Genomic DNA, 26,659 nt, shown 5'->3' with positions numbered 1-26,659 from the left:
TTAATGTATTTGTAGTGTAGGTATCACGATTTAAATACAAACTGCTCCATCATGCTTCTCATACCTTGAGCTTGTTGCTCTAGTTCTTCGGCGGCTTTTGCACTTTCATTGGACGCCGAAGCGTTCAGTTGCACCACTTGATCGACAGAAGCAACAGCTTCGTGCGCTTCAGAAACACCCTGTGCTTGCTCTTTGCTAGAGTCAGCAATCTGAGCGACTAGATTGGATGTATCGGTAATACTTTCAAAAATAGAGCCTAATGCCGCTTCTGTATTTTCAGCAATATCTGCTCCATTAATGGTTTTCTCTTCCGCGATTTTGATGAGTTTGGTGGTTTCTTCCGCGGCAGCTGTGCTTCGAGATGCTAAGTTACGTACTTCATCGGCGACCACCGCAAAGCCTCTTCCTTGCTCTCCAGCTCGAGCGGCTTCTATGGCAGCGTTAAGGGCTAGCAAGTTGGTTTGTTCAGCAATCTCATCGATAGTTTTGATAAATTCGCTAATGCTTTGGCTCGATGATTTAATCTCCTGCATTGCATCGACCATTTCTTTCATATGTTCTTGGCCGCGGCTAACAGCCCCTTTAGCTTGTTCTGCCAAATGATTTGCTTCTCGAGCATTGGTTGCATTGGAATTGGTTTGAGTTGAAAGTTCTTCAAGCGATACAGATATGCGCTCTAAACTCTCTTTCTGTTGAGTTGCCCCTTCAGCGAGAGATTGGCTAGATTGAGAGACATCGGAGCTACCTGATGAAATTTGGTCACCTGTTTTTTGAACGTTTTGCAGGACATCCGTAAGGTTTGTCACCATGTGCTGTAGCGCTTTACCTAAACTGTCCCGTTCTGATGCCAAGTTCACGTGAGAAGAGAGATCGCCTTCGGCAATTTTCTGTGCCAATTGAGCTTTCTCTCGCAAGGTTTCTACCATGCTTAATATAGAACCATAAAGGCTGCTTGGTAATACGTTATGAGAAGGCAACTCTAGATTTAGGTCGCCATCAGCGACGGATTTAACGATATTGGTGACATCTCTCGGGTCGCCGCCGAGCTGCCTGTCTATTCGACGGGTGATGCTAAAGGCAACATAAACCGCGACAGCAAATGCAATAATCACCAGAAGAGTGATTATCCAAACAGCAAACTCGTTGTTACGTTGAACCTCGGGGCCAAGTATGTCTTGTTCTTCTTTGACGGAGAGCTTTATTTTTTCAATGTCGGATGCCACTGTAGGACCAATTCTATCTAGCGTGCTTTGAATGATTTCATTGCGTTGCTGGATAGCGGTGACGATTGCTGCAAACGACTCTCGGTAGGCCTTTGATTCTGTAATGACACTTTCAAGTAGTTCACGGCGCTCTGGATGGGCTAGCTCATAATCAAGGGTAGCTAAATGCTTATCCATTTCCTTGAACTCGGCATTGACTCTATCGATGGCACTTTGTTCATTTGATTCAACAAACTTCAGGACGTAAAGCCTAGCAAGCAACAAATTCCTCATGGCTAGAGAAGCGTTATATGCTGCTGCCATGTCATAATCTTCATTGGCTGAGACAACTATCTTCGTTAGCTTCTGTTCTACTGCAGGGCCAACAATGTTTAAGCTATTGTTGAAAAGATCATTTCTTTTCTTCTTTAATTCGACGACCTCTCTAAATTTGTCTTCATATTCATTTAGCATCGTTTTTATCGAAGTCATGATGTCCCGGCGGCTAGGGTCTTTCACGCTTTGCAAAGCTTCTTCGAGAAACATGGTCGTTTTCTCAACGTATGCTTCGAACGTTTGTTTGTCTTTGTCGGAAGAAGTAATGATGTAGTTTTTTACGGCCATACGCATCATCAACACATTCGCTTGCACTCGGCCAGTGATGTTGGTTGTCCTCGCTAAGGAGCGATAGGTTTGAAAACCTTTTGAGGCTTGCTCGATTACATAAAAGGAAGTGATCCCCACAATAAGAAGAAGTGCCACTACACTGCCGAAACCCAAAAACATTGATTTTTTGAAACTAAGCATGAGCTGAGATCCTACTCGTATTAAATGATTGAAATTCGTTCTTCATGAGCCACTGTTTCGACCACTTTTGTGCTTTGTGCATAGGGCGTATCACTAAATGCGTGTTCAATCACACTATGTGCAATAGAGGCTCGACTTTAAAGCTTTGTATGTTCGTTTGAAATAGTGGTTAAATGCCTATAAATCAGTATTTTAAGTTCTATTCTTGTTTTGGTTTTATCGGGTTTTTATATCAGTTGCCTATTTAATATAGAGTAAGAATGGAGTTCTGCATTGATAGATTTAATCGCATGGTAATTGGTATATAGGTGCTCGTGCTCACAAGCTCGGATGTCCGGTGACATATGTCAGCAATTAATCGTCAAAACGTGATTTTCTGTGCAATGTTAAATTGAATAAAAATAGAGCAATTGCCCTATATAGAGGTTAAGCACATTGGTAAGCGCAGTTAAATTTCATTGAGGTATTTCTGTTTTTTATGTAGGTGAGGACTATAGCTCAAGTACTTAGTTTGATGCTTCGCTGATCGAAGTGCAGGGATTGCCTTCGATTTAAGAATCAAGGTAAAGCGAAGCCGTGCCGAAATACCGGCACCAAAATAGGATACTGAATATGCACTATTCAATTTATATAAGGAGTTATGCTGCTCTGCATTTTTTGTCTATTGCAGTGCTGTCGATGTTTAGTGAGCGAGTACAGGCATTGGAATATCAATACTTACTGCAAAGCGAGTGGGCTGGAGGTGGTATGTCAACGCTGATTATCCGCAACAATACTGAAAACCCCGTGACAACATGGCAAGTTACATTCGATTGGTTAGCTGACGAACAAGTGGACTTCGCTTGGAATGCGGCGGTCACTCAGCAAGGAAATACGGTAACCGCAGAATGCGACCCAACGTTTTGCGACATTCCACCGGGAGAAGCCAAAGCATTTGGGTTTGTGTTCACTTCAAATCAAAGCTCTTTAGTGCCGCAAAAAGTGGTCGTCAATTCGGATGGCGTCGCAACTGAGATACCGGACGTAGTGACACCAACAGAGCCTATACAAGGCTCTGTTTCTGACAATTTTAACTACGTTATAGGCACTCAGACTATCTATCCAAATTATGGCTTCACCAATGATGGACGATTGGTGGAAACAGCGAAAGAAATTAGGCGACTAGGTTCTAACTTGCTGAAGTTTAGTTTATCGCCATATAGTTATCCCGATTTGGTATCAAACTACCAATCTTATGCGTATCAGTTTGTAAAACTGGCTCGGGATGTACCTGATTTCAAAGCTGTCCTTGATATGGACTTCGCCTACTACATGATATGGCTTGAGGATTCTGGGCATTGGATGGATAACAATGGCATGAACCAGCAAGAGCTCGACTTACAATATTCGAAAATATATAGCCTTGCTGAGTACCTCCTTACTACCTACAACGGCAGCGGTAAAACGTTTATGTTTGGTAACTGGGAGCTGGATTGGCAACTGGTTAAAACCGTAGAGACAGATCCTGCAACGGGAGTTTCAATTGAGCGTTATGATGACTCTGTGGTCGAGTTGCCAGATCTACGAATTCAAGGATTAATCGATTTCATCAATATACGCCAGAAGGCAATCGAGGATGCTCTGGCACAGGCGCCACAGAGTGATGTCAATATTTTGCAGTATGTGGAAGTTAACCGTGTTGAATCGGCAATGGCGGGGAAAGAGAGGGTGACCAATATGGTGTTACCACACACCAACGCTGATTTAGTGTCATATTCTGCATACGACATTCCCAACAAGGAAGAAAATGCTGATTTCAACAAGCTAGACGTTGCAATGTCGAACGCCTTCAGCTTTATCGATTCGCATCTTCCAGAAAAATCAGGTGTTCCATTCGATAAGAGAGTGTTTATCGGAGAATATGGGTATGCGGCGAGTTGGTTTCTAAGTCATGGTGAACAAGCTGGAGAAACACAAGCGCTATTAACCAAAGGGTTGATGAAAGTAGCGCTGAAGTGGGGAGCTCCGTTTGTTTTGTATTGGCAAATGTATGACAACGAATGGGATGGTTACTTACAGGCGTATCGAGGCTTCTGGCTTATCGATCAAAATGGTGTAAAGCAGCCAAGTTACTACTTACACCAACAGTTTTTATCTCAAGCAAAAGCATGGGTAAAGGAGTTTTCTCAGAAGAACGGTCGATTACCTAACGCTGAAGAATATCGCACTGAAGCGATAAAAATCATCGACTCTCTTTAACCTACTAACTTCTCAACCCAAGCTAACTAAGCCCAAACATTGTTGTTTGGGCGTTTCCTTATTTACAGCGGGCAAGTTCTATTATGGAGCTTGTTGATCGGTCGAGAAACTTTAGCCTCAACATACATAGTGTTCCACCAATCATGACAACACCTGCGAGGAGTAGGCCATCCAAATAATCAAGGCTGTGAGCTGTCATCATCGCGACCACCATTGGGGCGACAACTTGTGCTATGGAGTAACTGATCGTCATTTTAGCCATCATTTTTGCTGGGTTACTTGGGGAGTAGTGTCCAGACATCGTCATGACGATATTGACGATTGCGATGAAGGTATTGCCAAATAATATCGCACTCACAAGCAACCATGGAAGGCTTGAGCTGGCAGCAGGTATCAATATTCCAGCGGTTTGTAACAGACAAGCTAATACTAACGCGTTTAGGTTGCCGATATGATGAGAAATTTTATCCCACATAATGGGTGACGGCGCAGCAGCAATACCGAGAAGAATAAAGATCAGGTAGCCTTGGGTGCCTTGCCCTAAGGCTTGATTAACAATGGCAACGATAAAGGTGGCATTGACCACATACCCAACGCCAGCACAAAAATAACCCAGCTTCAGCGTAGTTAAGAAGCGAGCTGACGGCAGGTTCGCCATGTTGTTTTTCTCTTTGGCTTTGTTGGGGGCATGTATTGGTTTGGGTAACCAAGCGAGAGCTGGATAAAGCAGGGCTAAGCTTAATCCGCCATACACGATATACAGTTGGCTCCATGTTAAATAGCTACGTGCAATTTCAGGCAACAACGCAGCGATAATGATGCCAAGGCCCACACCACTGAAATGTAGCCCTAGCTTGGCACTTTTTTTATTGGTTAATAGCCAATTTAGCACCAACCCCGAGCTCATCAGTACGCCTCCGGTGCTGCTCGCACCCGCAAAAAACATTAGCGTCGCCCAAACCCAAACGTTTTGGCTTGAAGCCATCATAAAGGTTGAAAGTACGGCCAATATCATACTGATTCGATAACACTTATCCTTAAGCTGAATATCATGAATTGTTGCTACTAATAACGCGCCGACAAAATAGCCGATGTAGTTGGTGCTCGCCAGCCAAGCGCCAGCACTTTGGCTGAGTCCTGTTTGGCTTTGAAGAATGGTCAGCATAGGAGTGTATGAGAATCTCGCTATCCCGACGCTCAGTATCAAACTGGCAATCCCAGCAAACAGAACTTTTGCTTTTTTGATGTCGATTGACATATTCATGTACCGTTGAAAAGTGTTTAGAGCAATATAAAAAAATTGTCAGTTCATTAAAAATGATTTAATTTGAACCAAACGTTCATTATTTGAGATGGTTTCTATGGATCTTCAGTCATTACGTACCTTTGACATGGTGGTTAAACAGGGCGGGATTTCGTCTGCAGCGAAAAAACTGAATACCGTGCAATCTAATGTGACGATGAGGATTCAGCGTTTGGAATCAGAGCTCGATGTGGCTTTATTCCATCGTAAGGGAAGAAGTCTTGTATTGACTGTTGCCGGAAGAACTTTGCAAGAATATGCGCAAAAAATGTTGCAACTTGAACAGCAAACCACGACAGCCTTGAGACATATTGGCAGTGAAAGTGGAGAGCTGCGCGTTGGTTCGATAGAGACATTTGCTGCTACAGAACTACCTATGGTTTTAAAAACCTGTAAAGAAGCTCACCCGAATATATCTTTACAGGTGTATAGTTCTACGACATCTGACTTAGTGCGTCGCCTGCTTGGTCATGAGTTGGATGTGATATTCGCCAGCGGCCCTGTAGAGCACAAGGAACTAGTCACTGAATCAGTACGAGAAGATTCGCTAGTGTTAGTGCATAAGAGAGGCTCCAAAGTAAAAGATCTGCCACTTATTTTATTTAGAGAAGGCTGCTCTTTTCGAGCGCAAGCAATGGCTTGGCGACGTTCTTGTGGTGACACAGAACTTAAGCTAATGGAGCTTGGTTCGCTTGATGGCATATTAGGCTGCGCTGCTATTGGCCTAGGTTGCACCGTGATGCCAGAGAAAGTGCTCAAGGCGTCGAGGAGATATGAAGAGCTTACGGTTTCTCAGCTACCGACAGAATTCACTCGTACTCAAGTTCAGTTATTAAGGCATAAGGATACCGCACTGCTGCCTTCCATGGAGACCTTCAAGAACATTTTGAATTGCCAGCCCGAAAACATGTAGATAGCGAAACAGCGTTTTGACTTCCTCAGCTACACTTGTCGCTGCAATGTTTTTGACCTACAAATTTTTATCCGAAAGCTGAAAATTTTCCAATTGAATATTGATGTCTTTCGGTTCAAACTGCCCAAGTACCGTGTAATCTGAGCTATCTAAACACGAACTATAGATTAAACCTTTCGATTGTCGTAGAGAGAAAAAGGATATTGCATGACCTATAAACACATTATGGTTGCCGTTGATTTATCAGAAGAAAGTCATTTATTAGTAGAAAAAGCTATCGCTCTTGCAAATCCGCTGAATGCGAAGTTGTCCTTCATCCACATTGACGATAGCTATGCAGAAGCCTATATCGGATTTGTAGATATCAAGGCGAAACTAAAAGAAGCTTCGCAATCAGAAATGCAAAAATTAGTTGATATGACTGACTACCCAGTGAAGCATACACTTGTTGGCAGCGGGCACTTAGATGAAGAGCTGAGTCAGGCTATTGAGAAGTACAATGTAGACTTACTAGTTTGTGGGCATCACCAGAACTTTGTCAGCAAGTTTATTTCGTCAGCTAAGAAAATTATTAATAGCTCACCAGTAGACATGCTAGTGGTTCCGCTTAATCACTAGCGATTAGCTTTCTCGATTGGAAGATGTTGGGGAAGGCAAAATACTAAAGATAAGGTAGGGCATGAAGCCCTACCAGATATTAAGTACTATTTTTGTACGCTCATTTCTTCTGAGCAGTGCTGTGACACTTCATCGAAGTGATGGAGTGTTTTCTCACAAGGTTGTTCGCCTTTCAGGCTGACAATAACCAAAGCAATTGAAGCTAGGATAAAGCCTGGAACGATCTCGTATAGGCTAAATAGCGTTGAGTTTGGCCATGTAGAATGTGCCCAGATCCAGCCGATAACTACAGCAGCGCCGACAACCATTGCTGCGATAGCACCACTCGCTGTACAACGTCTCCAGAACAAGGAGAAAAGAATCACTGGCCCAAATGCTGCCCCCATACCTGCCCATGCATTACCTACGATGGATAGAATGGTGCTTTTCGGATCGCTAGCAAAAATCATAGCCACTAAAGAAACCGCGACAACTGCGACTCGGCCAAGCCAAATTTTGGATTTCTCAGATAAGTCTATATGGAAAAAGTGCGCAATATCTTCTGTAAGTGCACTAGAAGAGGCTAGCAATTGCGCTGCGATTGTACTCATTACCGCTGAAAGAACTGCGGAGAATAGGATAGCAGCAACCCAAGTTGGGAATAGCCCCTTCGCCAGCTCTAAAAAGACCATTTCGTTGTCAAAGCTATGGCCACGAGTAGCATAGTACATTGCTCCCGTGATGCCGACTGCGAATGCGCCAAGCAGTGACACGATCATCCAACTCATACAGATTCTTCGCGCAACTGGCATGCCTTTTACGTCTCTTATCGCCATAAAACGCACTAGAATGTGTGGCTGACCAAAATAGCCTAAGCCCCAAGCAAGCAGTGACACAATTCCAATGGTGCTAGTGTGAGAGCTTACAGCAGAGAAGAAGTGACTTGGAAGAGCTGTGGTAGCCGTTGCGTGATCTAAGTGATACCAAACAGTAAAAGGGGTAATCAACAGCGCGAAAAACATTAAAGAGCCTTGGAAGAAATCGACCCAGTTAACGGCAAGAAATCCGCCAATTGCTGTGTATGCCACGAGGAAGATGGCACCGAACCAAACCGCTTGATGATAAGGCAAGTGGAAAAGTGCTTGGAAAAGGAACGCACCACTCACAAATCCTGCCGCAGCATATAGAGTGAAGAAGATCAGGATTACGACCGCAGTCATTAGCCTTAGAACTCGATTTCCGTTGCCAAATCGAGCGTCGAAATAGGAAGGAATAGTTAGAGCATCACCAACATTTTCAGTGTAAATTCTGAGCTTTTTCGCTACGAAGCGCCAGTTGAGGTAAGCACCGATAGTCAATCCAACGGGTAGCCAAAGCTGATCTAAGCCTGATACAAACACGGCTCCGGGTAAACCAAGTAGTAGCCAACCACTCATATCAGATGCGCCAGCACCTAAAGCTGTAATTGCTGGGCTCAAACTGCGACCGCCGAGTACATAATCTGAATTATTCTTGGTTGCTCGTGCGGCGAAAATGCCAATTGCGAACACAATTAGAAAATAAATCGCCAAAACGATATAAAAAGTTAACATCAAGTCTCCTATATGACCGTCTATCTATAAGCCTCCATATCTTAGCGAAGGGGCTTGTAGAGCCTGGTTATTTGTATTGTTTTACTTAGTAAAAGTACAAAATTTATAATTATTTTAAATGCTTAGTATGTAAGCGTGTTGCTACCAATGCCCCAAATGACGTTGTTAGAGCAGGCAAGCGGTAAGCACTGAGTACTATTTTAAATTTATCAATTACACATGCTCGAACTGAATCAAGCTATCGGTGATGTTCGTGAAACGAGCGCCGATGATAGTCTCATTGAAAATGAAACTGCTTGAGTCACAGCAAATTATGTCGAGAACACGAAATAATTTGGGCGAGAACACTAGCACTTGCAACCAGTGTTTAACATGCTTAATGTCTCAAATTAATATATTTATTTTATTTTATTAACATTTTTATGCTTCTTTAGAAGCAAGATCCAAAAGGCGGGTATTCTAGCATTAAATGGGAACTAATGAGTAATTGGTCAGATATGAACCAGTTTTCTTGCCAGGTAAAACATGCCTCAGCAACGTTGGCTGAGGCAAGTATTTGACAGCTGTCCTATTGCACAAAAGCTAGGAAGGGAGAGACGAGTAGCAATACACCTGTGACAATAATCAGTTTAGTTGCCATGCCTTTGTACTTGTGTAGCGTTGGGATCTTATACACTAGGTAGGCAGGGATAAGGCAACCTACTAAGCCAAAGATAGGGCTTGAGATAGAAGTAAAAGACAGAATTGGGAAGTTGCTAGAGATGGCTAGCCAAGCAAGCAAAATAACAAAAACGACAACAGCGTTATTCACTAGTTTTTTGTTGATTGATGAATCATCGTACTTTCTACGCAATAGGTTCATCACGATGCCTTTGCTTGCTTCTTGAATCCCGAGAAAAACACCGAAAAAAGAGCTGACGACAGCAAAAAGGTTGATAACTATGCCTGCAATTGTCGCCCAGCTACCAGGGAAGTAATAGGCAATAATAGCTAAAGCAGAGATATTGTCTTGCTTAGCGTGTATCGCTTGCTGCTGGGAAATCGCTAACGTAAATGAAATTGCGTAAAAGAAAACGATGGCGAACAAGACTACAAACGAGATTTTCATTGCTCTTTGTGCTTTAACCCTCGCAACTTCAACAGACTTTTCTTTCGAACGATAGAAAATCACCATTGGACTTAAAGATTGCAGGAACAAGATAGACGTAATAGTGAACGGCAACGTGATGATCGCGTTTTTGACTAACGTGCCGATGTCGCCCACAGGAGGCAAATGATTCAGGTTCCATTGTGGAATTAATAGAACTCCCATCAAAGCGACCAATGCCAATACAGTTACTGCTAATGTGCCCGAAAGTTTAAACAAAACCTTCTCGCCTTTGGTTGCGATATAAGCGAGCGCACCAATCAGAACTAGCCCATAAACACTGTGATTGCTGAGGTTTGTTTCGGTGATGTGGTAAGTATGCAGGTAGGATGCGCTATCGTTAGTGACGGCTAATGCGTAAACAAATACCCAGATTATGAGCATGATAAAATACAATGCACCTAATAGAGCTCCCCAGTTTTTTCCCAAATAGCCAGAAATAACGCCAGTGTAATCCGTGCACTGCTTAGATTCAGCCAAAGTGTTAATGAATAGCTTTTGAAACAAATACATGGCTGGGTAGCCTATCGCTGAAGAAAGCAAAAACACCCAGATGCCGCTAACACCAACTTGAACGGGTAGAAACACAATTCCAGCCCCAATAGCCATACCAATGCTCATCACGATCCAACCGTAATCGGTGGAGTCGAGCTTGGTTTCTTGAAGTTGAGGAGGACTTCCTAGCACACTATCCATTTATTAGTTATCCTGTGATTTAATATAAATTATTTTACTTATTTTACAAACTTGTTATTTTGTTTACATTCCATAAACTTATTGCGCGTATTTACGCTGCAACGTTAGATTAATAACTTAGCTTTGTGCCATCAATTTAATATTAAAATTTTTTAGTTATAAGTAATTTCAAAATGTAATTTAAGTTATTTGAGTGAAATTTGCACTATTACATTGAATGTTATTTGTCGTGAATGAAGTTGTTCAAAAATTAAACATGTATTTTACCTATCGGTAACTAAAAGTATTTATAAGCTATTCAATTATTTGAATAGCTTTGTAGAAAAATATAATAGGAAGATAATTGTCAATCTAGAATTTAATTATTCTGCGAATCTTTAAAGAGCAGTAACACCAAATGTGGAAAATAGTGGAAATTAATAATTAAGTAGACAAATTCACCTAGTAGTCCATTTTATAAATATACTTCTGGAATATATACAAGAAGAAATCTTCCTCTTTACTGAATCTGAAAGTTTAGAAGATATACTAGCGAATGTGGGCCTTCATGCACTGCGGTAGAATGTTTAGTCTGTGTACTCATTTCGGATCTACTGGGGAAGAGTTGACTGCTGTCACAGGGCTCTGATTGTCTTTTGGAATATATAATATTGGAAGGAAGAAACTAGAGTACATCGATTTATTTCGTTATAGATATAGCGTAAAGATATTGTTTTAAACATCGCAACTTTCGTTATCAATAATTAAATAAATTTTAAATTACTTTAGTGGAGTTTGATACATGTAATATAGTATCAAACTCGTGCTGTCTATTAATAATATAGTGTGGTGTTAATTATTATCTAAAAGGGTTTTTAGTCGATATTGGTGCCTTGGTATCAAGCCTTGATAATTTCGCCATTTCATACCAACCAGGAATGCTGTTATAGTAATGATTAACGTCAGATGTTCTTAAGCTATCACTTCTAATCTTACCAATAAACTTTGAATCAATTGGAACATAATCCCATAAGCCATACTCATTAGGAACTGCAGCAAAGTTACTTCCCTTAAAATCGGCCGACGGGAAACCTGCATCACTCATCATTTGAACAACACTTTCTGGGATTTTGTGCATATCAGTTAAAGGTATTGCATTCTCGATAAAATAAAATACTGATACAAATTTCCCTTCAACAAATAGTGTTTCGTTTTGACCTAGATGGCTATATCGCCCACCGTAAAACTTTGTGCTTTTATAAACCTCATCTAACCTAAGGTCTAAGTTTAACGTAGTGTTTTCCTTCCAGGTCGAATGCTTGATGTAAAACAACTTAAATCCCAAGCCCTCTGATTTAACTATATAGACATCCCTAGATGCGCCTCTTTTTTTCGTAATGCCTTTATAGGCTAGATTTGTAGTTATATCATCAATACACTTAGGGTTTCTCGCTCTAACTAAGGTTGTTATTTCATCAAAACTTCGAATGAACACTGCACCTTTTTTGGGAGTTACTTTTTTAAATTTTTTTTCTAAGGCAGAATCTAAAGCGGTAAATGAAGTGTGATACGATTGATTTAAGCCAAGAGCGTAAGCTCTTAGGTGTCTGTATTTTAGTGCCTCCTCGTACGATGGTGTGACTTTCTGCTTTAGCGAATTAAATTTTGTCTGATTTAGAAGATATCGAATTTTGGTTGCTGTTGTTGTTTTATTTCCAATGTTTTTTCTTTTTTGCAGCAACGATTTTAGTATAACTACTTGCAATGGGTATTTAGCTAAAGTGATCTCATTGAATTCAGTTTTTTTTGAGTACTTACTAATTTCTTTTTTAAATAAATGTAATTGACTTTTCTCTTTGTTCTTCTCTTTCACGATTCCTTTTAATACGCGAGTGCTAAAATCTTGAGTTCTATTTACTACTATCCTTCCCGAAGGGAAGTGCATATCAACTCTAGTAAAGCCTGATATATTATTAATAGGTATTTTCTTATCTATAGCTTGCTCTACTCTGTCAGGGTTTGGAGATTGCTTTCCCATAACATTGTTGATGTCAAAAAATTTTATCCGCGACTTTTTTATTTCGTATAAATATAAAGAAACCACTCCAATGAAATAACTCACCACAGATGTAGTATACTTTTCCAAATTTAAGTATTCTATTTCTTTAAGTGATAAATGATATAAGTTATTTAGTGCGTTTTCTATACATCTTCTCTTTATTAAATGCATTAATGATGTTTTTTCTAAATTAGAAATATCAATATCATATGCAGTTAAATATCGCGAATTTTCACTATTAATGACGTGCTGTTTTAAGTTGTTGTTATTGTATATGTTTGGAGAAAAGAAGTCACTATTTACATTCTCAGGCTCTATAAATGATAGGTATAACATTAGTTGCGCCCTTATCTACCAGATACTTTAAGGAAGTCATTATGACTGATTTTTATCATTTTACTCCCAGATAGTATAATCTTTATGAATTTTTCAATTTTTTTATCTGTGACTTCATTTTTGAACTCTCTATCGGAAACATATATCTTAACCATTGCGGATAATATATTTCTTAATGAATATATGTCTAAAATATCGTCTTTTTTACCAAATAATTTGTAACTAGTATCTGCGAATATGTTTGATAATACTACCTTTTTATATTTAGTGCTATATACTTTATCGTCTATTATTTTAGCCCAATATTTTCCTTTTGAAAGTTGAGTTAAAGCATCATAATAAGGATAGTAACCAGGTTTGTAATGTGGAGGATAGACCTCTAGAGCTATAAGTTCATTCTTTATCTTCTTGTTGAATTTCGTTTGCAGTTCAAGATGATTATTATTTAGACTGGGAGGGCTTTTATATCCCGTTGTGCTTATCTTTCCGCCAAAGTGAAAAACTCTGTCGATTGTCTTTGTCTTCCGCAACTCCCATTGTTCTAGCATTGTTTTATATGCAGCTAACTGTTTTTTCTCGATATCATCTATCTCTTCGATATCGTGAATTTCAACATGATCTAAAATTAATTTCCGAGAGTTTGCGTTTACTAATTCGTAGCCTCCGGGATATTTAGACTCGGGCTTGATCACTGAACCATGTATACCTACAATTGGCTCTACAACGACTTTCGTTTTATCGCTAAATAGTGGCATGATCGGCTCATAACCCGGCTTATTTATTCTTCCTTGGAGGTGAAACCTTTCATATTTACTATTTCTGTGAGCATATGTTAAGTGTGCTGTTTTTATAAAGTCGTAGTTAGACATATCCTTAACGCGTTTAGCAACGGCAGTACCGATCTCTTCTGAAAAGTCAAAGTTACCTGGCACCGGATCCTTAAGGTCTAAACAAACATTAACACGCTCGGCCAAACTACGTTTATCATGAAACGCTTTTTTTTCATTGGCTATATATTCCATTAGTTTCAATGCGGATATACAGCCTCTAGAGTGAGCGATTATATTAATATTTAGATTAAAAGTAGGCCTGACTTTATTATATAAAATAGATTTAATGTGTTTAAGAGCAACCTTTGCTCTATCTCCAGTACCATGCGCGGTTAACCCACGTACATTTTCAAGGAAAGAAGGTCCACCAAACTTATTGCATCCATTGAATGATATGACAGGCCCAATTCGAGACTTATAGTCAAGATTCTCTGCTGTTAGTTTCCTAAAATAATTTCGAATGTATTCCTCTGATTTATCCATATTCGACGAGTTTTGATATTTGCTTCTTCCATGATGTTTATTCGTCCCACAAAAATAAAAAATTACGTGATTGTTCATAAGTGTTTAATTAAGATAAAAATACGTTAGTTAATATATTGTATACATACTTTTGTTTCCGATTAGGAATATACTAATTCCGTATTGTTATGACTTGTTGGTTTTTTGTATTTTTAATTTTCACAATGAAATTGATTCTTTATTTTTAATATAGAAGTATAAATATTCGAATTACTCTAGTATAATTTTTCGATTCAGTACTATGACGTATCAGTAAGGGCTGTAATGGAGCAACTCAAAACTATAACTATCAACCACTTACGTTATTTTATAAGTGTATACGAGTTAGGTGGGATTTCACTTGCTGCAAAAACGCATGGTGTGACGCAGTCTGCGATTACAAAGAGTATTAAAAGTTTTGAGAATCAGCTAGATTTACCTTTGTTTCATCGTGATACCCAAAACATTCACCCAACTGAAGCTGCGAAAACCTTATACCCTAAAGTTCAGGATATTTGTTTCGCGTTTTCCACGATGGGGAACACCGTCGATGTAATTCATAAAGGTGATCATGGTGAAATAAAAATAGGTGTTGGGAAAATCGTTGCTCCGATCGCTACTCAGCTACTTTCTGAATTGTTTTCTAATCACTTTCCTAACCTAAAATTATCCATCCAAGATGATGGGCCGGAAGGTCTGTACAAAAAGCTTTTACAGGATGAGATAGACTTTTTTATTCTCTACAGCAAAGCAGATCGTTTCTTTTCTCATACCGACCAATTGATCATTAAAAAACTCATTGATTTAGAGATTGTGGCAGTTATTTCCCCTGAAACACAGCAATTTGAAGATATTACTGACTATCGTTGGGCATTGCCTCAAGTTACAGAGAGCTTCTTGCAGTGTAGTGCGTTTCTCAAACCTTACAAAGACATTGAGGCGAAAAGCAATATTGCATATGAGATAGACCTAAATCACGCGAGAATTTCGCTTGCAGAGGAAGGTAAAGCAGCGACCATTGTTCCAATGTTTTTAGTCAAGGATAAGGTTGAGTCTGGAAGGCTTATGCGGTTATCCGCTCCGCTAGAGAAGTTTGAGCTTTCAGTGTTTTACCTCAGTACCAAACCGTTAAGTAACAACTCGAAGCTTATTCTTGACAGGTTCAGAGAACATTTTAGCAACAGGTTATAAAGTGTATAGTTTTACCAGTCTACTTTGCCGATGAACTAACGTTAAAGTCTAGCTTTATAAGCTAGTGTTTAGTTGGACGAGTGGCTTTCGAATAAATCTGAACGACCTGTTTCTATATAGTGCACTACTTATTTCTACGATAATTAAATGCGTCTTCAGGTTAAGCTTTCTGTATAATTGACAGTTGGCTAGATGTTCTAATTTCATAGGTTCTGTAGCTTGTTATAAGTGGGCTTTGTCTATTTTCTCACTAAGTCCTAGACGAGATTTTAGTCTAGCCTGAAAACGTTTCACGTATCTTTACTTAGCACTTTTTCTCTAACTACATGGAAGGATAATAATGAGCGGAATAACAGAATTAAGCCTTTTGATTAAATCTATGTCGCCGAAGCTTCAAGCAGAAGAGTATGTTTTTTGCTCAGTGCCTAAGCAGGCTTTCTCGCAATATGCACTGCTGGAGCCTATTTGCACCTTTCAGGAGAAAGAAGGCATAACACTTATTGTTACTGTGCAGCAAGCAATGCAGGCAAACCTTTCCTTTGACGGAAAGTTCAAGCAGATAACATTGCAAGTGCATTCAAGTCTTGATGCGGTAGGGTTAACAGCTGCGGTGTCTACTAAACTGGCCTCGGTTGGAATAAGTGCCAATGTTGTCGCTGCTTATTTCCATGATCACGTATATGTTCCTTCAGACAAAGCTGATGAAGCGATGGAAGCATTGCTAGAGTTGAGTGAGGCGGGAAAATGACGATTACAGCTATCAAGGCGTTTAGTTAGGTATTTTCCCCAGCAGTGCAGCAAATTATGTAAATCAAAGATCCCACTCTAAGTAGGCAAGTCCTCCTTGGAAGCTGCCTTCTTTTTCTCTAAGATCCGAGCACCTTGTGTATTGATAAAGAGCAACCTGTTTATGGATTACCTTAATAACGTGCAATATCACTCCTTGCATGGAAAGCGTGTCGTGATTACTGGCGCGGCATCTGGCATCGGTGAGGAGCTCTCTCGAGCCTTTGCAAGTCAAGGTGCGAAAGTTGCTATTTTAGATATTCAAGAGGAAGCGGGTTTAGCGTTAGCAAAAGAGCTCAACGGAGAGTTTTATTGTTGTGATGTAACCGATATCGAACAGCTTAAGCTTACGTTAGAAGAAGTAAATCAGAAGTTTTCAGGCGTTGACGTTTTGATAAACAACGCGGCCAGCGATGATCATCACAAGCTTGATGAGCTAACAGAGCTTGAATACAACGAGCTAATGAATATCAATCTAAGGCACCAACTATTCGCCATTCAGTCGGTAGTGCCAGTAATGGCACAGGGTGGCAGTGGCTCAATTATCAATATGGGATCAATCATCTGGCGCCGCGGTAAACCTGGACGAGTGTGCTATTCAATCGCAAAGGCTGCTATCCATGGAATGACGCGGGCACTGGCTCACGAACTTGGAGAAAAAGGCATTAGAGTAAACTCTTTGGTTCCTGGTGCTATCAAAACGGCCAAACAAGAGGCTATGTGGGCAAGCCTAGATCCAGAAGCTGAACAACGCTTCCTTGAACAACAAGCTCTTAAAATGCGATTAGATAGCAGCCATTGTGCACGTATGGCGTTGTTTTTAGCCTCTGATGAATCAGCTGGATGCACCGGGCAAGATTTTATCGTTGATGCTGGGTTAAGTATTAACTAGCCTCAGTTTCGAGTCGATTGCGTTGATTTTAAAGCCGTTAGATTCTTAAGAAGCCACTGTGAGTGGCTTAACTTATTTGAGGCTGAGGTTCACTAACGTTGGCTTTAACGTTTATCCCTTTCAGGTGCTCTAACAATGCTGCGATTTTAGGTGGTTGTAGCGTTCTAGTCGAATAGTAAGCATACAAATCGAGCTCAAGGGGCTTTTTGTCTAAATGAATGACTTGGAGCTTGGAGTCTCTTATTTCCCGCTCGCATACTTGCTCTGCCAGAATCGCGAAGCCTAAGCCTGCGATAGCTGCTTGTTTCGCTATGCTGCCACTGTTTACCTTAAAATTTGAGTTCACGCTTAGGGTTATTGGGGCGTCATTCTTTTCAGAGTGAAACTTCCACGGCGTTCCGTTGAGTGCCGTTGTAGTCGTGATGCAAGGTCTCTTGCTTAGTTCATTTATCGAATTGGGCAAACCTACTTTTTCTATTAACTCAGGGCTGGCAACAACCGCACTTTTCCAGCTTGCTACCTTAGTTGCTATCCAGTTTTTATCCGCTAGTTGGCCTCGATTAAAGCTTAGAATTACGTCAAAACCATCTTGCAAAGTGAGCCTAGAATCCAAGCTAGTATCACAGGAGATGGAGACTGACGGATACCTAACAGCAAAGGACGTCAAGGTTTCGGCAAGTACAGGTATATCTGGAGTTAAAAGTTTCAAGTGCCCCGAGACAGTGCTGTTGTTGGATTTTATGTCGTCGAATGCTTCGCCAAGTGCGGTAGTTAGATGCCGTGTCCTTTCATACAATTGAATACCAGCTTCTGTGACGAAGATTTTCCTAGTACTTCGTTCAAATAATCGCGTTCCTAATTGTTTTTCTAATAAGCTGATATGACGACTTATATTCGAGCTTGGGATCCCAAGTTGATCGCTTGCGCCGACAAAGCTATTACACTGGTATACACAATAGAAGCTCTGTAACCAATTATGGTCAATTTTTCCGCTCAACTTATTATCCCGAAAAATGAAAGAGTGAAACTCATTCTAGCTTCTTTATCTCATTAGTTACAGTTAATAACCTTGGTGTTTTGTTTACTAGGACACTAATTATGAATCTGAAAACGCGAAGCTTTCCCTATCCTCAATTTGAAAGTGCTTCTATTTATGTACACTTCGTTGTCGCTCTTAACTCTCTGATTATTATCCCGCTGGCGGCATATATATTGCCAGATACTCAACTTTCGCCATCGCTGATTGGCTATCTAATTAGTGGCAAATCCATTTTTGCGCTAGCGACCAGTTATTTGGTCAGGCAAAAGAGAGCACATGATCTGGCATTGATGAAATTTTTCTTACTGCTTCTGAGTGTGTTGACTTTCTTGTTCACTCGAGCGACATCCTTTGAAATTATGTTTGTTTACCAGAGTTTGATGGGATGTTGCTGCGGTGCAATATCGGTGATGAATTTCAATGACGTTGTTTCACGTAGCAAGGTCGACGACCGAAAGAAAAAGATCGGCTCTCTGCTGAGCTGTTATCCATTGTCTCTGGCAATTGGCGTTTCACCACTTATCTTTATTGCGGGTAATTATGGTTGGAGAGTATCCCTTCAGCTGCTTGCAATGCTGACGTTATTGGGTCTTGTGAGTGTATTCTTTCGGCAAGTTCCAGCTTCTGTCGAATTCAGCGAACCGCCAGCAACAACACCGATGATACAGCCAGTAAGTTGGTTTGATTTTGTTTTATGTTGCTCGACTATATTTATGTGTGTATTCAGTACTTTTTTGTTTTCAGTCCAGCTGCCAACATTTTTGCTTACTCAGCTCCATATACCTTCATACCTATTGAGTATTAGCTATGTGATTGGTGGTTTAGGCTGTTTCATTACAGTTCGCCGATATACTAAAAAGCAGAATACTTTTCTTCCTATCCGCAACATACTGCTCGCTTCTGTGGCTGTGAGTGTATTGGCTGTTCTAGTATTTTGTTCACAACAGGTTTATGTCGCAGCGGCATCATTCATTTTGTTTGTATTGATCAGTGCAAGTCGTACATTAGTCGTGAAAACCGATATTCTCCACCAAGCAAGTGAAGGACTTAGAACATTGATGGTTGGGACGCAAGGCGGAGTACAGTATGTAGCGATGGCTTTGGCTGGCAGTTCCAGTAGCTTGATTTTAGCATCAGGGAATGATGGTTTGAATTACTCGTTGTTGGCTGAGATTGGAGTAGCCACATCGTTGTTTGTGCCTATTTTATGTGTGGTGCTGCGTTGTCGTTATAATAAGAAGCCTAGCGATGGCTAGGCTTCAAACAGGCTATCTAGTTGTGATATTAGCTGTGTGAGTTACTTGGTAGCCAAGATTGTTCTGAAATCAACCTCTGATGTCTAAATGTTAACTGCTCAACTTTTTGTCCTGCTGGATCCCAGCAAGTCACAGTGCCATCTTTAAGTGCGCCGTCTTTGTATTTTGCTTCGGTCGCTTTGTGGCCGTTAGGGTAGTAGTGAATGAACGTACCATCCTCTTTACCTTTAACGTAGTTAGCAGTTAGACGTTTTTCACCATTTGGATACCAACGTTCCACATGGCCGTTTAGCTTACCGTTTGTGTATACTAGCTCAGCTTTCTTAGCTCCATTTGGATACCAAGCTTCAACTTTGCCATCTATTTTACCTTTCACATAGTTGATCTTAGATGCAACCTGACCATTTACGAACCAGTTAGTTTCTTGGCCATACTCTAAGCCGTTTTTGAACTGAGCTTTAGTCGCATATTGACCGTTGTCGTATTTCTCAACATACTTCCCGGTAAAAGGCGTAGTCTGATTTACTTGATAAGCGACTCCCTGTCTTACTTGTAGATAATCGGCAGTTTTCTCGCTAGATGTAGTGGTTGCAGCATAGGTCGCGCTGGATACTACACTTAGCGCAATTATCAAAGGTACATATTTTTTCATAGGAACGCCTCTTTATAACTGACTATTCTCAATTGGTTATTGGATTGAGCTGGATTACAGCATTCCATTTCAAAAAATAAATGTCTTTATTTAATTTGGAATACATACTTTTCAAAATTGTCACTCATTTATTCGGAACTTTTAACGAAATAAATAATCACGAACTGACATAAATGGGATGCAATCACTAAGCGCCAATATATCAATGGCTTATGTTGTTATTTTTAACGTCGTTTTGATAACTATTTATTATTGTTTAATGAAAATAAACTTAAAAATATTACCTTGTACTTTGTAGGGAGGTATATTGATAAGTTAAATTCGGGAAACTGCCCTGTTTATTATTTATCAAATGAATGATTAATTGTCTTATCTAATAATATATCAATTTTAAATTGGTAGCCCCTCTCAATTGCGGACGAAAAGAGAGGGTTTACAGAATACTAAGTATTAGAAGAAGAGCTTCGAATAAACGTATTTTGGTTTACGCTTTGACCGGCTTTGTCAGTTACTTGCAAAGTGTACTGTTTGTTTGCGTGGGTAACGTTCGACAGATAAACAGTACCGTCAGCGTTTGTTGTGTAAACCTCAGATGTTGTTTTACCTTTTACTGTTATTGGTGTATTGGCTAGTGCTTGCCCATTCTCTGACACGGTGACACTTGTAAATTGACCCATTGGCATCACCTGAAAATTGACATCATTTGTGCCAGCGGCATATGCGAAACTGGATGCAGCTGCTGTAAGAGCAATCATAGAAATAAGTATTTTTTTCATATTGATATCCTCATATGTTTGTTTATTTATTTGTGTCGATATCTTTAGTACGGAATAAAGACTAACGAACCTACGATGAATCAATGATGAATGAACTCGACAGTTTTTGTTTATAACTATCTGAATAATTTACATATATTTACACGCGCCTGACGTTCGTCTTTGCTTAGGGCGATCTATATGGTTGTTCTAATGCTAGAGACTATACTTTTGTTATATGTGTCACATTAATTTGCTGATTAGCCGCAATATAGCGATTTATAGAAACGTATGCTTATTTGTAGTTTTCGCACAGTATCACATTGTCGTTATTTGATTCGTTCAAATAGCGTGTTTCTCAAGCAAGTGGCATCAGGGTTTGCATAGATTTTGCTAGACTTTGGAGTAAGTTACATTCTTTATTTAAATAAATTAATGAAAGAAAGAGTTGTTGTATCGGTTTCTTCTATTCATGGAACCAAGCATTTTCATCTCGACAAATGGTATCGCCAATTCCTGAAAGGGTTTGGATATTTTGTTGCGGCTGGAATCGTGACGATAGCGTGTGTCATCTACTATTTAATGGGAGAGGTAGACTTTGCAAAGCTGAAACAGCAAGAGTTGGAAACAAAGTCCATGACTCTCACAGAAGAAGTGGAATCTTTGAAGCTGTTGAAATCAAATTTGGAAAGTGATCTTTTAGATAGAGAAGAGCGAATTAACACAGTATCTGATCGATTGGGAGATTTAGAAAAAGTCTTAGGGATGGAAGAAGGCAATGGTTTATTGGAAACAAGGTTGGATACGGCAGCAATAAACTCTTCAGTGCGGATGGTGATGCTAACTCAGATCCCAAGTGGAGCTCCGGTTATCAATGCACGCATTTCTTCCGGCTATGGAAAAAGGAAGCACCCAGTTACTGGAACGGTGAAAATGCACCGAGGACAAGATTTTGCGGTCAACACAGGTACGCCTGTCTATGCACCAGCAGATGGGGTAGTAGAAGTGGCACGTTCAAGCAAAAAGGGTTCTGGTAACTTTCTTCGCTTGCAACATAGTTACGGGTTTTCAAGCTCTTATTCGCATTTGCATAAGTTTAAGGTTAAGAGTGGTGATTTTGTTAAAAAAGGTGACTTAATCGCTTATTCAGGGAATAGTGGATTGTCATCAGGTCCTCATCTTCACTATGAGATCCGTTTTGTCGGACGTTCACTGGATCCACGTCCCTTTGTTGATTGGAGCGTGAACAATTTTGAAATCATATTTAGTAAGGTACGAGGTATTCGATGGGAATCTTTAGTAAACCGCGTCGAGCTGAGAGTCAGCAGTCAGCTACAACTCTCATCGCAAAAGGCTGTTCTGTTACAGGACAACTCAAGTTAGAAAGTGATTTGCAGGTTGACGGTTCAATCGAGGGGCAAATCAATGCAGAGAAGACGGTTGTTATCAGTGAAACCGGCCTTATTTCAGGTGAAATATTTGCTGAGCGAGTTTTAGTTAATGGCCGTTTTGAAGGTACTTGCCATGCTGCAAGTATTGAAATACTCAGTATGGGAAAAGTGTCAGGGACACTCTATACGGACGATCTGAGTATTGAGCAAGGTGGCAAGTTTCTTGGTGAAACTCATGCATCTCCTGAAAAACAGGTGGTTGACCTACAGGGTGTTAAGACAAATAGTTGAAGTGTAGCCAGCTTACTATTTTGATCATGAGTCAGTCAGGATATTGCTGCCTACGTTAGCGGATTCTGCCTCCAACCTCTGAATGTTAATCTGTCAGCTTCAGAGGTTTTTCTACCTTGGTTCTAGGTTAATTTTACTTGTTTGTGTGAGCTAAACTTAGTGAATTAAATAAAACTTAATGAGATCGTGTCGATAGCAAGATATTGAAATGAAGTGATTGAAGCACATGAATATTTTTGGAATAGCGATAGGGGTTACTGGATTAGCACTGATACTGGTGTTTTTGTGGATGTTGTCGTTATCTATGCGCCGTAAACGTCTCGAAAAAGAAAAAAAAGAACGTGAAATAGCTTACCGAAAGGCGTTAGAGAAAGATAGAAAACAAGAACATCAGGAAAAAGTAAGTAAAGCTGAAGGCGGTGATATTGCGACGATTTTGTTTTTAGCTAAAGAAGCTGAGCGCAAAAACTTAAAAGAAGCCATGTATTGGTATAACAAAGCGGCTGAATTAGACAATGTAACTGGCATGTACGGAGTCGTTCGAGTGAGCGCTCGAGTTCACCAAGATGCTTTAGTTAAGGAGCGAGCTAGGTTTTGGCAGTTGCGAATCAAGGCAGCCGAGGGAAGTTTGCCTGCGAATTATGATGTTGGTTTAGCTTATTTTCATGGGAGAGGAACGACAAAAGACATTCAAAAAGGATTGAAGTTTATTCAGCAGTCTGCGCATGAGAATCACATCCAATCTATTTTATTCCTAGGAGATTGGCACTTATCGGCACAGAACCCTAAGAAAAATGCTCGTGAAGCTTTAGTTTGGTATAAAACAGCAGCTCAGTTGAGAAGTAATATAGGCCGAATCAAACTAGGTAATTGCTACATAAAGGGCTTGGGATCGCCGCAAGATCATAATCGCGGTGTCTATTGGCTGGAGAGAGCAGCAGAAAAAGGTGATAGTAAAGCAATGTACCTTGCTGGTGAAGCATGGATAGATAGAGGCGCAAGCGGGAACTCTATCGCCTATATTTGGTTATTTCTGTCGGCAAGCTTTGGGTATGAGCCTGCTAAATCTTTGAGAGACCAAGTGGGCTCTGAAATTGGTGTAGATACAATTGTTGGCTTGCAAACATTCGCGAAGCCAATGCTTAAGAAGATAGAAGAGAAAACGGTCAGTAAGCATTCGATAATAAAGGTGTTAAACAAATTATATAAGCGCAATATCCCTTTAGTTGATGAACTTGGTAGTCCGCTTCAAGCAAATGACAAAGAAGGTAATACAGGTACAGAAAATGATGTGCCTTTTACTGAAATCACTACAAACGAAGAGGAAAAAGCAGAGGAAGACTCTGACGAGATTATTACGAGTAAACTAGATTTTTCTTCGTCACCAATAGATAAGAGTCATTAAGCAGTAATCAAATCACTACTGCTCAATGACTATTCAGCTATTAATGATGATGGTGTGTCATCTTCATACCTGACTCGACTTTCTTCACAGGTGCTTCAAAAGTTTGTGTATCGCCATTTGCAAATTTCAGCTTCACTTTAATGTTTTCACCTGGAACTAATGGTTGCTTGATATTCAACAGCATCAAGTGGAAGCTGCCCGGCTTCAATGTGACTTCACCATGTGCTGGCACTTTTAGTCTCTCTATTTCGCGCATTTGCATGGTGTCGCCATCTTTAATTACATTGTGTAGCTCGACCTTTTCTGCAACAGGAGTAGAAGCAGATACAATGTACCTATCTTTGTCTCCTGAGTTTTTTATCACTGTGAACACAGCGCTGTTGGTTGCTTGTGGTGGAGTAGCTCGGGCGTAAGGATTAATTTCTGTTACGTTCTTAGCTTGAGCAAAACAAGCGATTGGCGCCACGGCTAAGCTGGCGATTAAAAGCGCTTTTAATTTCATTTTGTGTTTCCTTGCTGATATTGACTGACGACAGTATTAATTGCTTGCACCAATGGCGCAGGTGATTGAAGGTGCGGAACTTTTGTAATTAACGTTCCATCTGGTTTCAAAATATAGAAATAGGAGCTGTGGTCGATAGTGTATTTCAGCTCAGATTTCGGTAGTTCGGTTTTGTGGAAGATAACCCCGTACTTATGCGCAACAGCCTCTATGACATTATGAGGTGCAGTTAAGCCTTCGATCATTGGATTGAAATATTGGGCATACTGGCTAACCACTTTGGAAGTATCTCGCTCTGGGTCAAGGGTGATGAAGATAGGCCATAGCTCCGACTTGGTTTCGCTGCTAAGTTGGTTGAGTGCGCCAGCTAACATAGCTAATGAAGTCGGGCAAACATCAGGGCAATGGGTAAAGCCAAAATAAACGATCCGTATGCGTTTATCGTTGGTATTGAAGATTTTGACTGGTTTGTCTCCCTTGCCGTAAAGTGTTGTATCTGCAACATTCACTGGCTTAGCAGTGTGTTGTTCAGTCTTGGGTGTATTGATGAGCGCATTCGCGCCTATGCCAGCAGCAAACGCTATTACTAAAAATAGAATCCACTTTTTATTCATCGTGTTGTCCTAATTGCAGGGTATACGGTCTGTGTACCATCGGATAGCTCACCTAGCCAAGTCATGGAGCTTGAAGTACATGCAGGCATAATCACTTCTCCCTGAAATACTCCCGGACGTAATTGCTTGAGTTGAAAGACTGGCTTACCCATTTCCATTTCCAGTCCAGTTAGCTCTAGAAGCAACGAACTAGATGTTGTAGCTGGCCACTCTACAGTTAGCAAAACCGGCATCAAAGGATGGGGGGTGTTGCTGTTCAAGCTCATTGTTACGTCATGTTGGGTGCATGGAGCAGTAGACAGCATGCAATATTTATCTTTGGCTAGTGTTGGTCTTGAGTGTTCGGTGCTAGCAAAAAAGTGTTGAAAGAAGAACCCAGCTAGTAGCGCAAGCATGATGGTGCTTATCTTTATTGCTGTTCGCATCCTAACTTCCTGAGATTACAGACTCTAAAATAAAAGCGTGATGTTATCACGGCGTATAAAGAGTGTTAGCTCGAAAGGAGAAAAGTGTGGAGGCACGCAAAAATGGAGCCTTCAGGCTCCATATATTTTTTGCAATGTATTGATGATAATTATTCTTAGCTACGATTGCTTTGTTCAGCGAATTTTTCCAGTCCCAAAACTAAAGCAACCGCTAACACCATCATAACGAGCGCCAGCCAAAAGCGATCTGGCTGAGAGGTGATTGCTTGGTAATCGAAAGGCATTAAGTTGTGTTGAAGTAGCGGCACTTGCTCACCGTGAGAGTTCACTCGCCAAGTCAAAGTTTCTTTCCAAGGCCAGATTTTAGGCAGTGTGCCCATCATTAACCCAATTAGGAAGGTGATGGTTAGATCTCTAAAGTTCTTAAGTAGCCACGAGAGCAAATGTGAAAATGTCAGTAGACCAATGACACAGCCACCTGCAAACAATATTAACACATCAATATTGAGCGATTTTACCGCATCAAGCACCGGGGTATAAATTCCGATGAGCAACAGGATAAAGCTTCCCGAAATGCCTGGCAGAATCATTGCGCAAATTGCTATAGCGCCAGATAAAACCAAGTTAATAGCTGTTGGCTCGACTTGTGAAGGAGAGAGAACCGTAATGGTATAAGCTGCAATCACGCCAATAATAAGCGTCAAGAATCGGCTAAGAGATTTTTGTTCTACTTGCCTAAACATGTGGTAGACGGAAACCAATATTAGGCCGAAGAAAAATGACCATACTGGTATCGGATGGGTCGTGAGAAGCCATGAAATCAGCTTGGCTAATGTAGCGATACTTGTCAGGATACCAGCGAAAAGAGCGATTAAAAAGCCACCATTGATATGGTTGAACGCTGCTTTTAACCCTTGCGATTTAATGACTTTTAATAGGTTAAAGTTTACTCGGCGAATGCTTTCTAAGAGGTGGTCGTAAATTCCAGTGATAAATGCGATGGTACCACCAGAAACTCCCGGGACGACATCTGCAGCTCCCATCGCCAGCCCTTTTAGAAAGGTAAATAAGTAGTTCATTGATTTCCATAATTTAATGACTTGATTGAGCCAGTATACAAATTAATTTGTGGAAAAAGTATAAAAACAGACTCGTCTCTAGCGTATGACTTGAATAGAGCTGCCCAGCTCAGATAACAATCATATAAGAAACAAGATGACTATCATATTGCGCATGGGTTGCAATATGCAATTGCAATAT

The 26,659-nt window shown here is 40.4% G+C and carries 23 protein-coding genes; 10 read left to right on the top strand and 13 right to left on the bottom strand.

All coding sequences use genetic code 11. The features are described from left to right. Positions 1–23 precede the first annotated feature (23 nt). A complete protein-coding gene (locus L7A31_RS06380; RefSeq protein WP_237360659.1) occupies positions 24–2,009 on the bottom strand; it encodes a HAMP domain-containing methyl-accepting chemotaxis protein in 1,986 nt (661 codons plus the stop codon). Positions 2,010–2,621: 612 nt separating this feature from the next. Between L7A31_RS06380 and L7A31_RS06375 the strand changes: the two genes are divergently transcribed. After that, positions 2,622–4,247 carry a cellulose binding domain-containing protein gene (locus L7A31_RS06375; protein ID WP_237360658.1) on the top strand — a complete coding sequence of 542 codons (1,626 nt, stop codon included), beginning with the start codon at positions 2,622–2,624 and terminating at the stop codon, positions 4,245–4,247. 58 nt (positions 4,248–4,305) lie between these two features. Here the strand turns inward: L7A31_RS06375 and L7A31_RS06370 are convergent, their stop codons facing one another. After that, entirely contained in the window at positions 4,306–5,505 is a 1,200-nt protein-coding gene (locus L7A31_RS06370; RefSeq protein ID WP_237360657.1) for a YbfB/YjiJ family MFS transporter, read from the bottom strand. A 103-nt stretch (positions 5,506–5,608) separates the two neighbouring features. Here L7A31_RS06370 and L7A31_RS06365 point away from each other — a divergent pair, with 103 nt between their 5' ends. Both L7A31_RS06365 and L7A31_RS06360 read left to right on the top strand, forming a co-directional pair. Beyond that, positions 5,609–6,463, top strand: coding sequence for a LysR family transcriptional regulator (locus tag L7A31_RS06365; RefSeq protein WP_237360656.1), 855 nt, complete (start codon positions 5,609–5,611; stop codon positions 6,461–6,463). Positions 6,464–6,670: 207 nt separating this feature from the next. Then, positions 6,671–7,081, top strand: a complete 411-nt coding sequence (locus tag L7A31_RS06360; RefSeq protein ID WP_237360655.1) for a universal stress protein — start codon at positions 6,671–6,673, stop codon at positions 7,079–7,081. A gap of 86 nt (positions 7,082–7,167) precedes the next feature. Here L7A31_RS06360 and putP read toward each other — a convergent pair whose 3' ends face one another. The 4 genes from putP to L7A31_RS06340 form a co-directional block, all read right to left on the bottom strand. Further along, on the bottom strand, positions 7,168–8,652 hold the full coding sequence (putP, locus tag L7A31_RS06355; RefSeq protein ID WP_237360654.1) for a sodium/proline symporter PutP: 1,485 nt from the start codon (positions 8,650–8,652) through the stop codon (positions 7,168–7,170). A gap of 568 nt (positions 8,653–9,220) precedes the next feature. Then, entirely contained in the window at positions 9,221–10,495 is a 1,275-nt protein-coding gene (locus L7A31_RS06350) for an amino acid permease (protein ID WP_237360653.1), read from the bottom strand. Between the two features lie 838 nt (positions 10,496–11,333). Beyond that, a complete protein-coding gene (locus tag L7A31_RS06345; RefSeq protein WP_237360652.1) occupies positions 11,334–12,869 on the bottom strand; it encodes an enterotoxin A family protein in 1,536 nt (511 codons plus the stop codon). Positions 12,870–12,880: 11 nt separating this feature from the next. Beyond that, positions 12,881–14,182, bottom strand: a complete 1,302-nt coding sequence (locus L7A31_RS06340; RefSeq protein ID WP_237360651.1) for a hypothetical protein — start codon at positions 14,180–14,182, stop codon at positions 12,881–12,883. Positions 14,183–14,485: 303 nt separating this feature from the next. Between L7A31_RS06340 and L7A31_RS06335 the strand changes: the two genes are divergently transcribed. The 3 genes from L7A31_RS06335 (at position 14,486) to L7A31_RS06325 (ending at position 17,069) form a co-directional block, all read left to right on the top strand. Further along, positions 14,486–15,391: a LysR family transcriptional regulator gene (locus tag L7A31_RS06335; RefSeq protein WP_237360650.1), complete on the top strand. Its 906-nt coding sequence runs from the start codon at positions 14,486–14,488 to the stop codon at positions 15,389–15,391. A gap of 340 nt (positions 15,392–15,731) precedes the next feature. After that, entirely contained in the window at positions 15,732–16,139 is a 408-nt protein-coding gene (locus tag L7A31_RS06330; protein WP_237360649.1) for an ACT domain-containing protein, read from the top strand. Between the two features lie 162 nt (positions 16,140–16,301). Then, the gene (locus tag L7A31_RS06325; protein WP_237360648.1) at positions 16,302–17,069 is read left to right on the top strand and encodes an SDR family NAD(P)-dependent oxidoreductase; all 768 of its coding nucleotides are present in this window, start codon (positions 16,302–16,304) and stop codon (positions 17,067–17,069) included. A gap of 67 nt (positions 17,070–17,136) precedes the next feature. Here L7A31_RS06325 and L7A31_RS06320 read toward each other — a convergent pair whose 3' ends face one another. Beyond that, positions 17,137–18,066: a LysR family transcriptional regulator gene (locus L7A31_RS06320; protein ID WP_237360647.1), complete on the bottom strand. Its 930-nt coding sequence runs from the start codon at positions 18,064–18,066 to the stop codon at positions 17,137–17,139. 101 nt (positions 18,067–18,167) lie between these two features. Here L7A31_RS06320 and L7A31_RS06315 point away from each other — a divergent pair, with 101 nt between their 5' ends. Further along, entirely contained in the window at positions 18,168–19,364 is a 1,197-nt protein-coding gene (locus L7A31_RS06315; RefSeq protein ID WP_237360646.1) for an MFS transporter, read from the top strand. 28 nt (positions 19,365–19,392) lie between these two features. On the opposite strand, the gene L7A31_RS06310 is transcribed toward L7A31_RS06315, so the two are convergent. After that, on the bottom strand, positions 19,393–20,016 hold the full coding sequence (locus L7A31_RS06310; protein ID WP_237360645.1) for a toxin-antitoxin system YwqK family antitoxin: 624 nt from the start codon (positions 20,014–20,016) through the stop codon (positions 19,393–19,395). 443 nt (positions 20,017–20,459) lie between these two features. Then, positions 20,460–20,792, bottom strand: coding sequence for a hypothetical protein (locus tag L7A31_RS06305; protein ID WP_237360644.1), 333 nt, complete (start codon positions 20,790–20,792; stop codon positions 20,460–20,462). A 414-nt stretch (positions 20,793–21,206) separates the two neighbouring features. Here L7A31_RS06305 and L7A31_RS06300 point away from each other — a divergent pair, with 414 nt between their 5' ends. From L7A31_RS06300 to L7A31_RS06290, 3 genes are all read left to right on the top strand, one after another. Beyond that, positions 21,207–22,154, top strand: coding sequence for a M23 family metallopeptidase (locus tag L7A31_RS06300; RefSeq protein ID WP_237360643.1), 948 nt, complete (start codon positions 21,207–21,209; stop codon positions 22,152–22,154). Next, complete coding sequence (locus tag L7A31_RS06295; protein ID WP_237360642.1) at positions 22,058–22,453, top strand: bactofilin family protein; 396 nt, start codon at positions 22,058–22,060, stop codon at positions 22,451–22,453. Before L7A31_RS06300 ends, L7A31_RS06295 begins: the two co-directional genes overlap by 97 nt. A gap of 226 nt (positions 22,454–22,679) precedes the next feature. Beyond that, a complete protein-coding gene (locus tag L7A31_RS06290; protein ID WP_237360641.1) occupies positions 22,680–23,858 on the top strand; it encodes a tetratricopeptide repeat protein in 1,179 nt (392 codons plus the stop codon). Between the two features lie 40 nt (positions 23,859–23,898). On the opposite strand, the gene L7A31_RS06285 is transcribed toward L7A31_RS06290, so the two are convergent. The 4 genes from L7A31_RS06285 to L7A31_RS06270 form a co-directional block, all read right to left on the bottom strand. Further along, on the bottom strand, positions 23,899–24,360 hold the full coding sequence (locus L7A31_RS06285) for a copper chaperone PCu(A)C (RefSeq protein WP_237360640.1): 462 nt from the start codon (positions 24,358–24,360) through the stop codon (positions 23,899–23,901). Continuing rightward, complete coding sequence (locus L7A31_RS06280; RefSeq protein WP_237360639.1) at positions 24,357–24,974, bottom strand: SCO family protein; 618 nt, start codon at positions 24,972–24,974, stop codon at positions 24,357–24,359. Before L7A31_RS06280 ends, L7A31_RS06285 begins: the two co-directional genes overlap by 4 nt. Further along, complete coding sequence (locus tag L7A31_RS06275) at positions 24,971–25,399, bottom strand: hypothetical protein (protein WP_237360638.1); 429 nt, start codon at positions 25,397–25,399, stop codon at positions 24,971–24,973. Before L7A31_RS06275 ends, L7A31_RS06280 begins: the two co-directional genes overlap by 4 nt. 155 nt (positions 25,400–25,554) lie before the next feature. Continuing rightward, the gene (locus L7A31_RS06270) at positions 25,555–26,478 is read right to left on the bottom strand and encodes a polyprenyl-phosphate transporter (protein ID WP_237360637.1); all 924 of its coding nucleotides are present in this window, start codon (positions 26,476–26,478) and stop codon (positions 25,555–25,557) included. Between the last annotated feature and the right edge of the window lie 181 nt (positions 26,479–26,659).

This window comes from Vibrio marisflavi CECT 7928, assembly GCF_921294215.1.
GTDB classification, from domain to species: domain Bacteria; phylum Pseudomonadota; class Gammaproteobacteria; order Enterobacterales; family Vibrionaceae; genus Vibrio; species Vibrio marisflavi.
This window is presented reverse-complemented; position numbering and strand designations above follow the sequence as displayed.

Bases quoted from the DNA above. Each gene is read 5' to 3' on its own strand.
- L7A31_RS06280 (WP_237360639.1), bottom strand. From the start codon at position 24,974: ATGAATAAAAAGTGGATTCTATTTTTAGTAATAGCGTTTGCTGCTGGC.
- L7A31_RS06375 (WP_237360658.1), top strand. From the start codon at position 2,622: ATGCACTATTCAATTTATATAAGGAGTTATGCTGCTCTGCATTTTTTG.
- L7A31_RS06345 (WP_237360652.1), bottom strand. From the start codon at position 12,869: ATGTTATACCTATCATTTATAGAGCCTGAGAATGTAAATAGTGACTTC.
- L7A31_RS06350 (WP_237360653.1), bottom strand. From the start codon at position 10,495: ATGGATAGTGTGCTAGGAAGTCCTCCTCAACTTCAAGAAACCAAGCTC.
- L7A31_RS06340 (WP_237360651.1), bottom strand. From the start codon at position 14,182: ATGGATAAATCAGAGGAATACATTCGAAATTATTTTAGGAAACTAACA.
- L7A31_RS06330 (WP_237360649.1), top strand. From the start codon at position 15,732: ATGAGCGGAATAACAGAATTAAGCCTTTTGATTAAATCTATGTCGCCG.
- L7A31_RS06310 (WP_237360645.1), bottom strand. From the start codon at position 20,016: ATGAAAAAATATGTACCTTTGATAATTGCGCTAAGTGTAGTATCCAGC.
- L7A31_RS06295 (WP_237360642.1), top strand. From the start codon at position 22,058: ATGGGAATCTTTAGTAAACCGCGTCGAGCTGAGAGTCAGCAGTCAGCT.
- L7A31_RS06305 (WP_237360644.1), bottom strand. From the start codon at position 20,792: ATGAAAAAAATACTTATTTCTATGATTGCTCTTACAGCAGCTGCATCC.
- L7A31_RS06360 (WP_237360655.1), top strand. From the start codon at position 6,671: ATGACCTATAAACACATTATGGTTGCCGTTGATTTATCAGAAGAAAGT.
- L7A31_RS06275 (WP_237360638.1), bottom strand. From the start codon at position 25,399: ATGCGAACAGCAATAAAGATAAGCACCATCATGCTTGCGCTACTAGCT.
- putP (WP_237360654.1), bottom strand. From the start codon at position 8,652: ATGTTAACTTTTTATATCGTTTTGGCGATTTATTTTCTAATTGTGTTC.
- L7A31_RS06335 (WP_237360650.1), top strand. From the start codon at position 14,486: ATGGAGCAACTCAAAACTATAACTATCAACCACTTACGTTATTTTATA.
- L7A31_RS06270 (WP_237360637.1), bottom strand. From the start codon at position 26,478: ATGAACTACTTATTTACCTTTCTAAAAGGGCTGGCGATGGGAGCTGCA.
- L7A31_RS06370 (WP_237360657.1), bottom strand. From the start codon at position 5,505: ATGTCAATCGACATCAAAAAAGCAAAAGTTCTGTTTGCTGGGATTGCC.
- L7A31_RS06365 (WP_237360656.1), top strand. From the start codon at position 5,609: ATGGATCTTCAGTCATTACGTACCTTTGACATGGTGGTTAAACAGGGC.
- L7A31_RS06315 (WP_237360646.1), top strand. From the start codon at position 18,168: ATGAATCTGAAAACGCGAAGCTTTCCCTATCCTCAATTTGAAAGTGCT.
- L7A31_RS06325 (WP_237360648.1), top strand. From the start codon at position 16,302: ATGGATTACCTTAATAACGTGCAATATCACTCCTTGCATGGAAAGCGT.
- L7A31_RS06290 (WP_237360641.1), top strand. From the start codon at position 22,680: ATGAATATTTTTGGAATAGCGATAGGGGTTACTGGATTAGCACTGATA.
- L7A31_RS06285 (WP_237360640.1), bottom strand. From the start codon at position 24,360: ATGAAATTAAAAGCGCTTTTAATCGCCAGCTTAGCCGTGGCGCCAATC.
- L7A31_RS06380 (WP_237360659.1), bottom strand. From the start codon at position 2,009: ATGCTTAGTTTCAAAAAATCAATGTTTTTGGGTTTCGGCAGTGTAGTG.
- L7A31_RS06300 (WP_237360643.1), top strand. From the start codon at position 21,207: ATGAAAGAAAGAGTTGTTGTATCGGTTTCTTCTATTCATGGAACCAAG.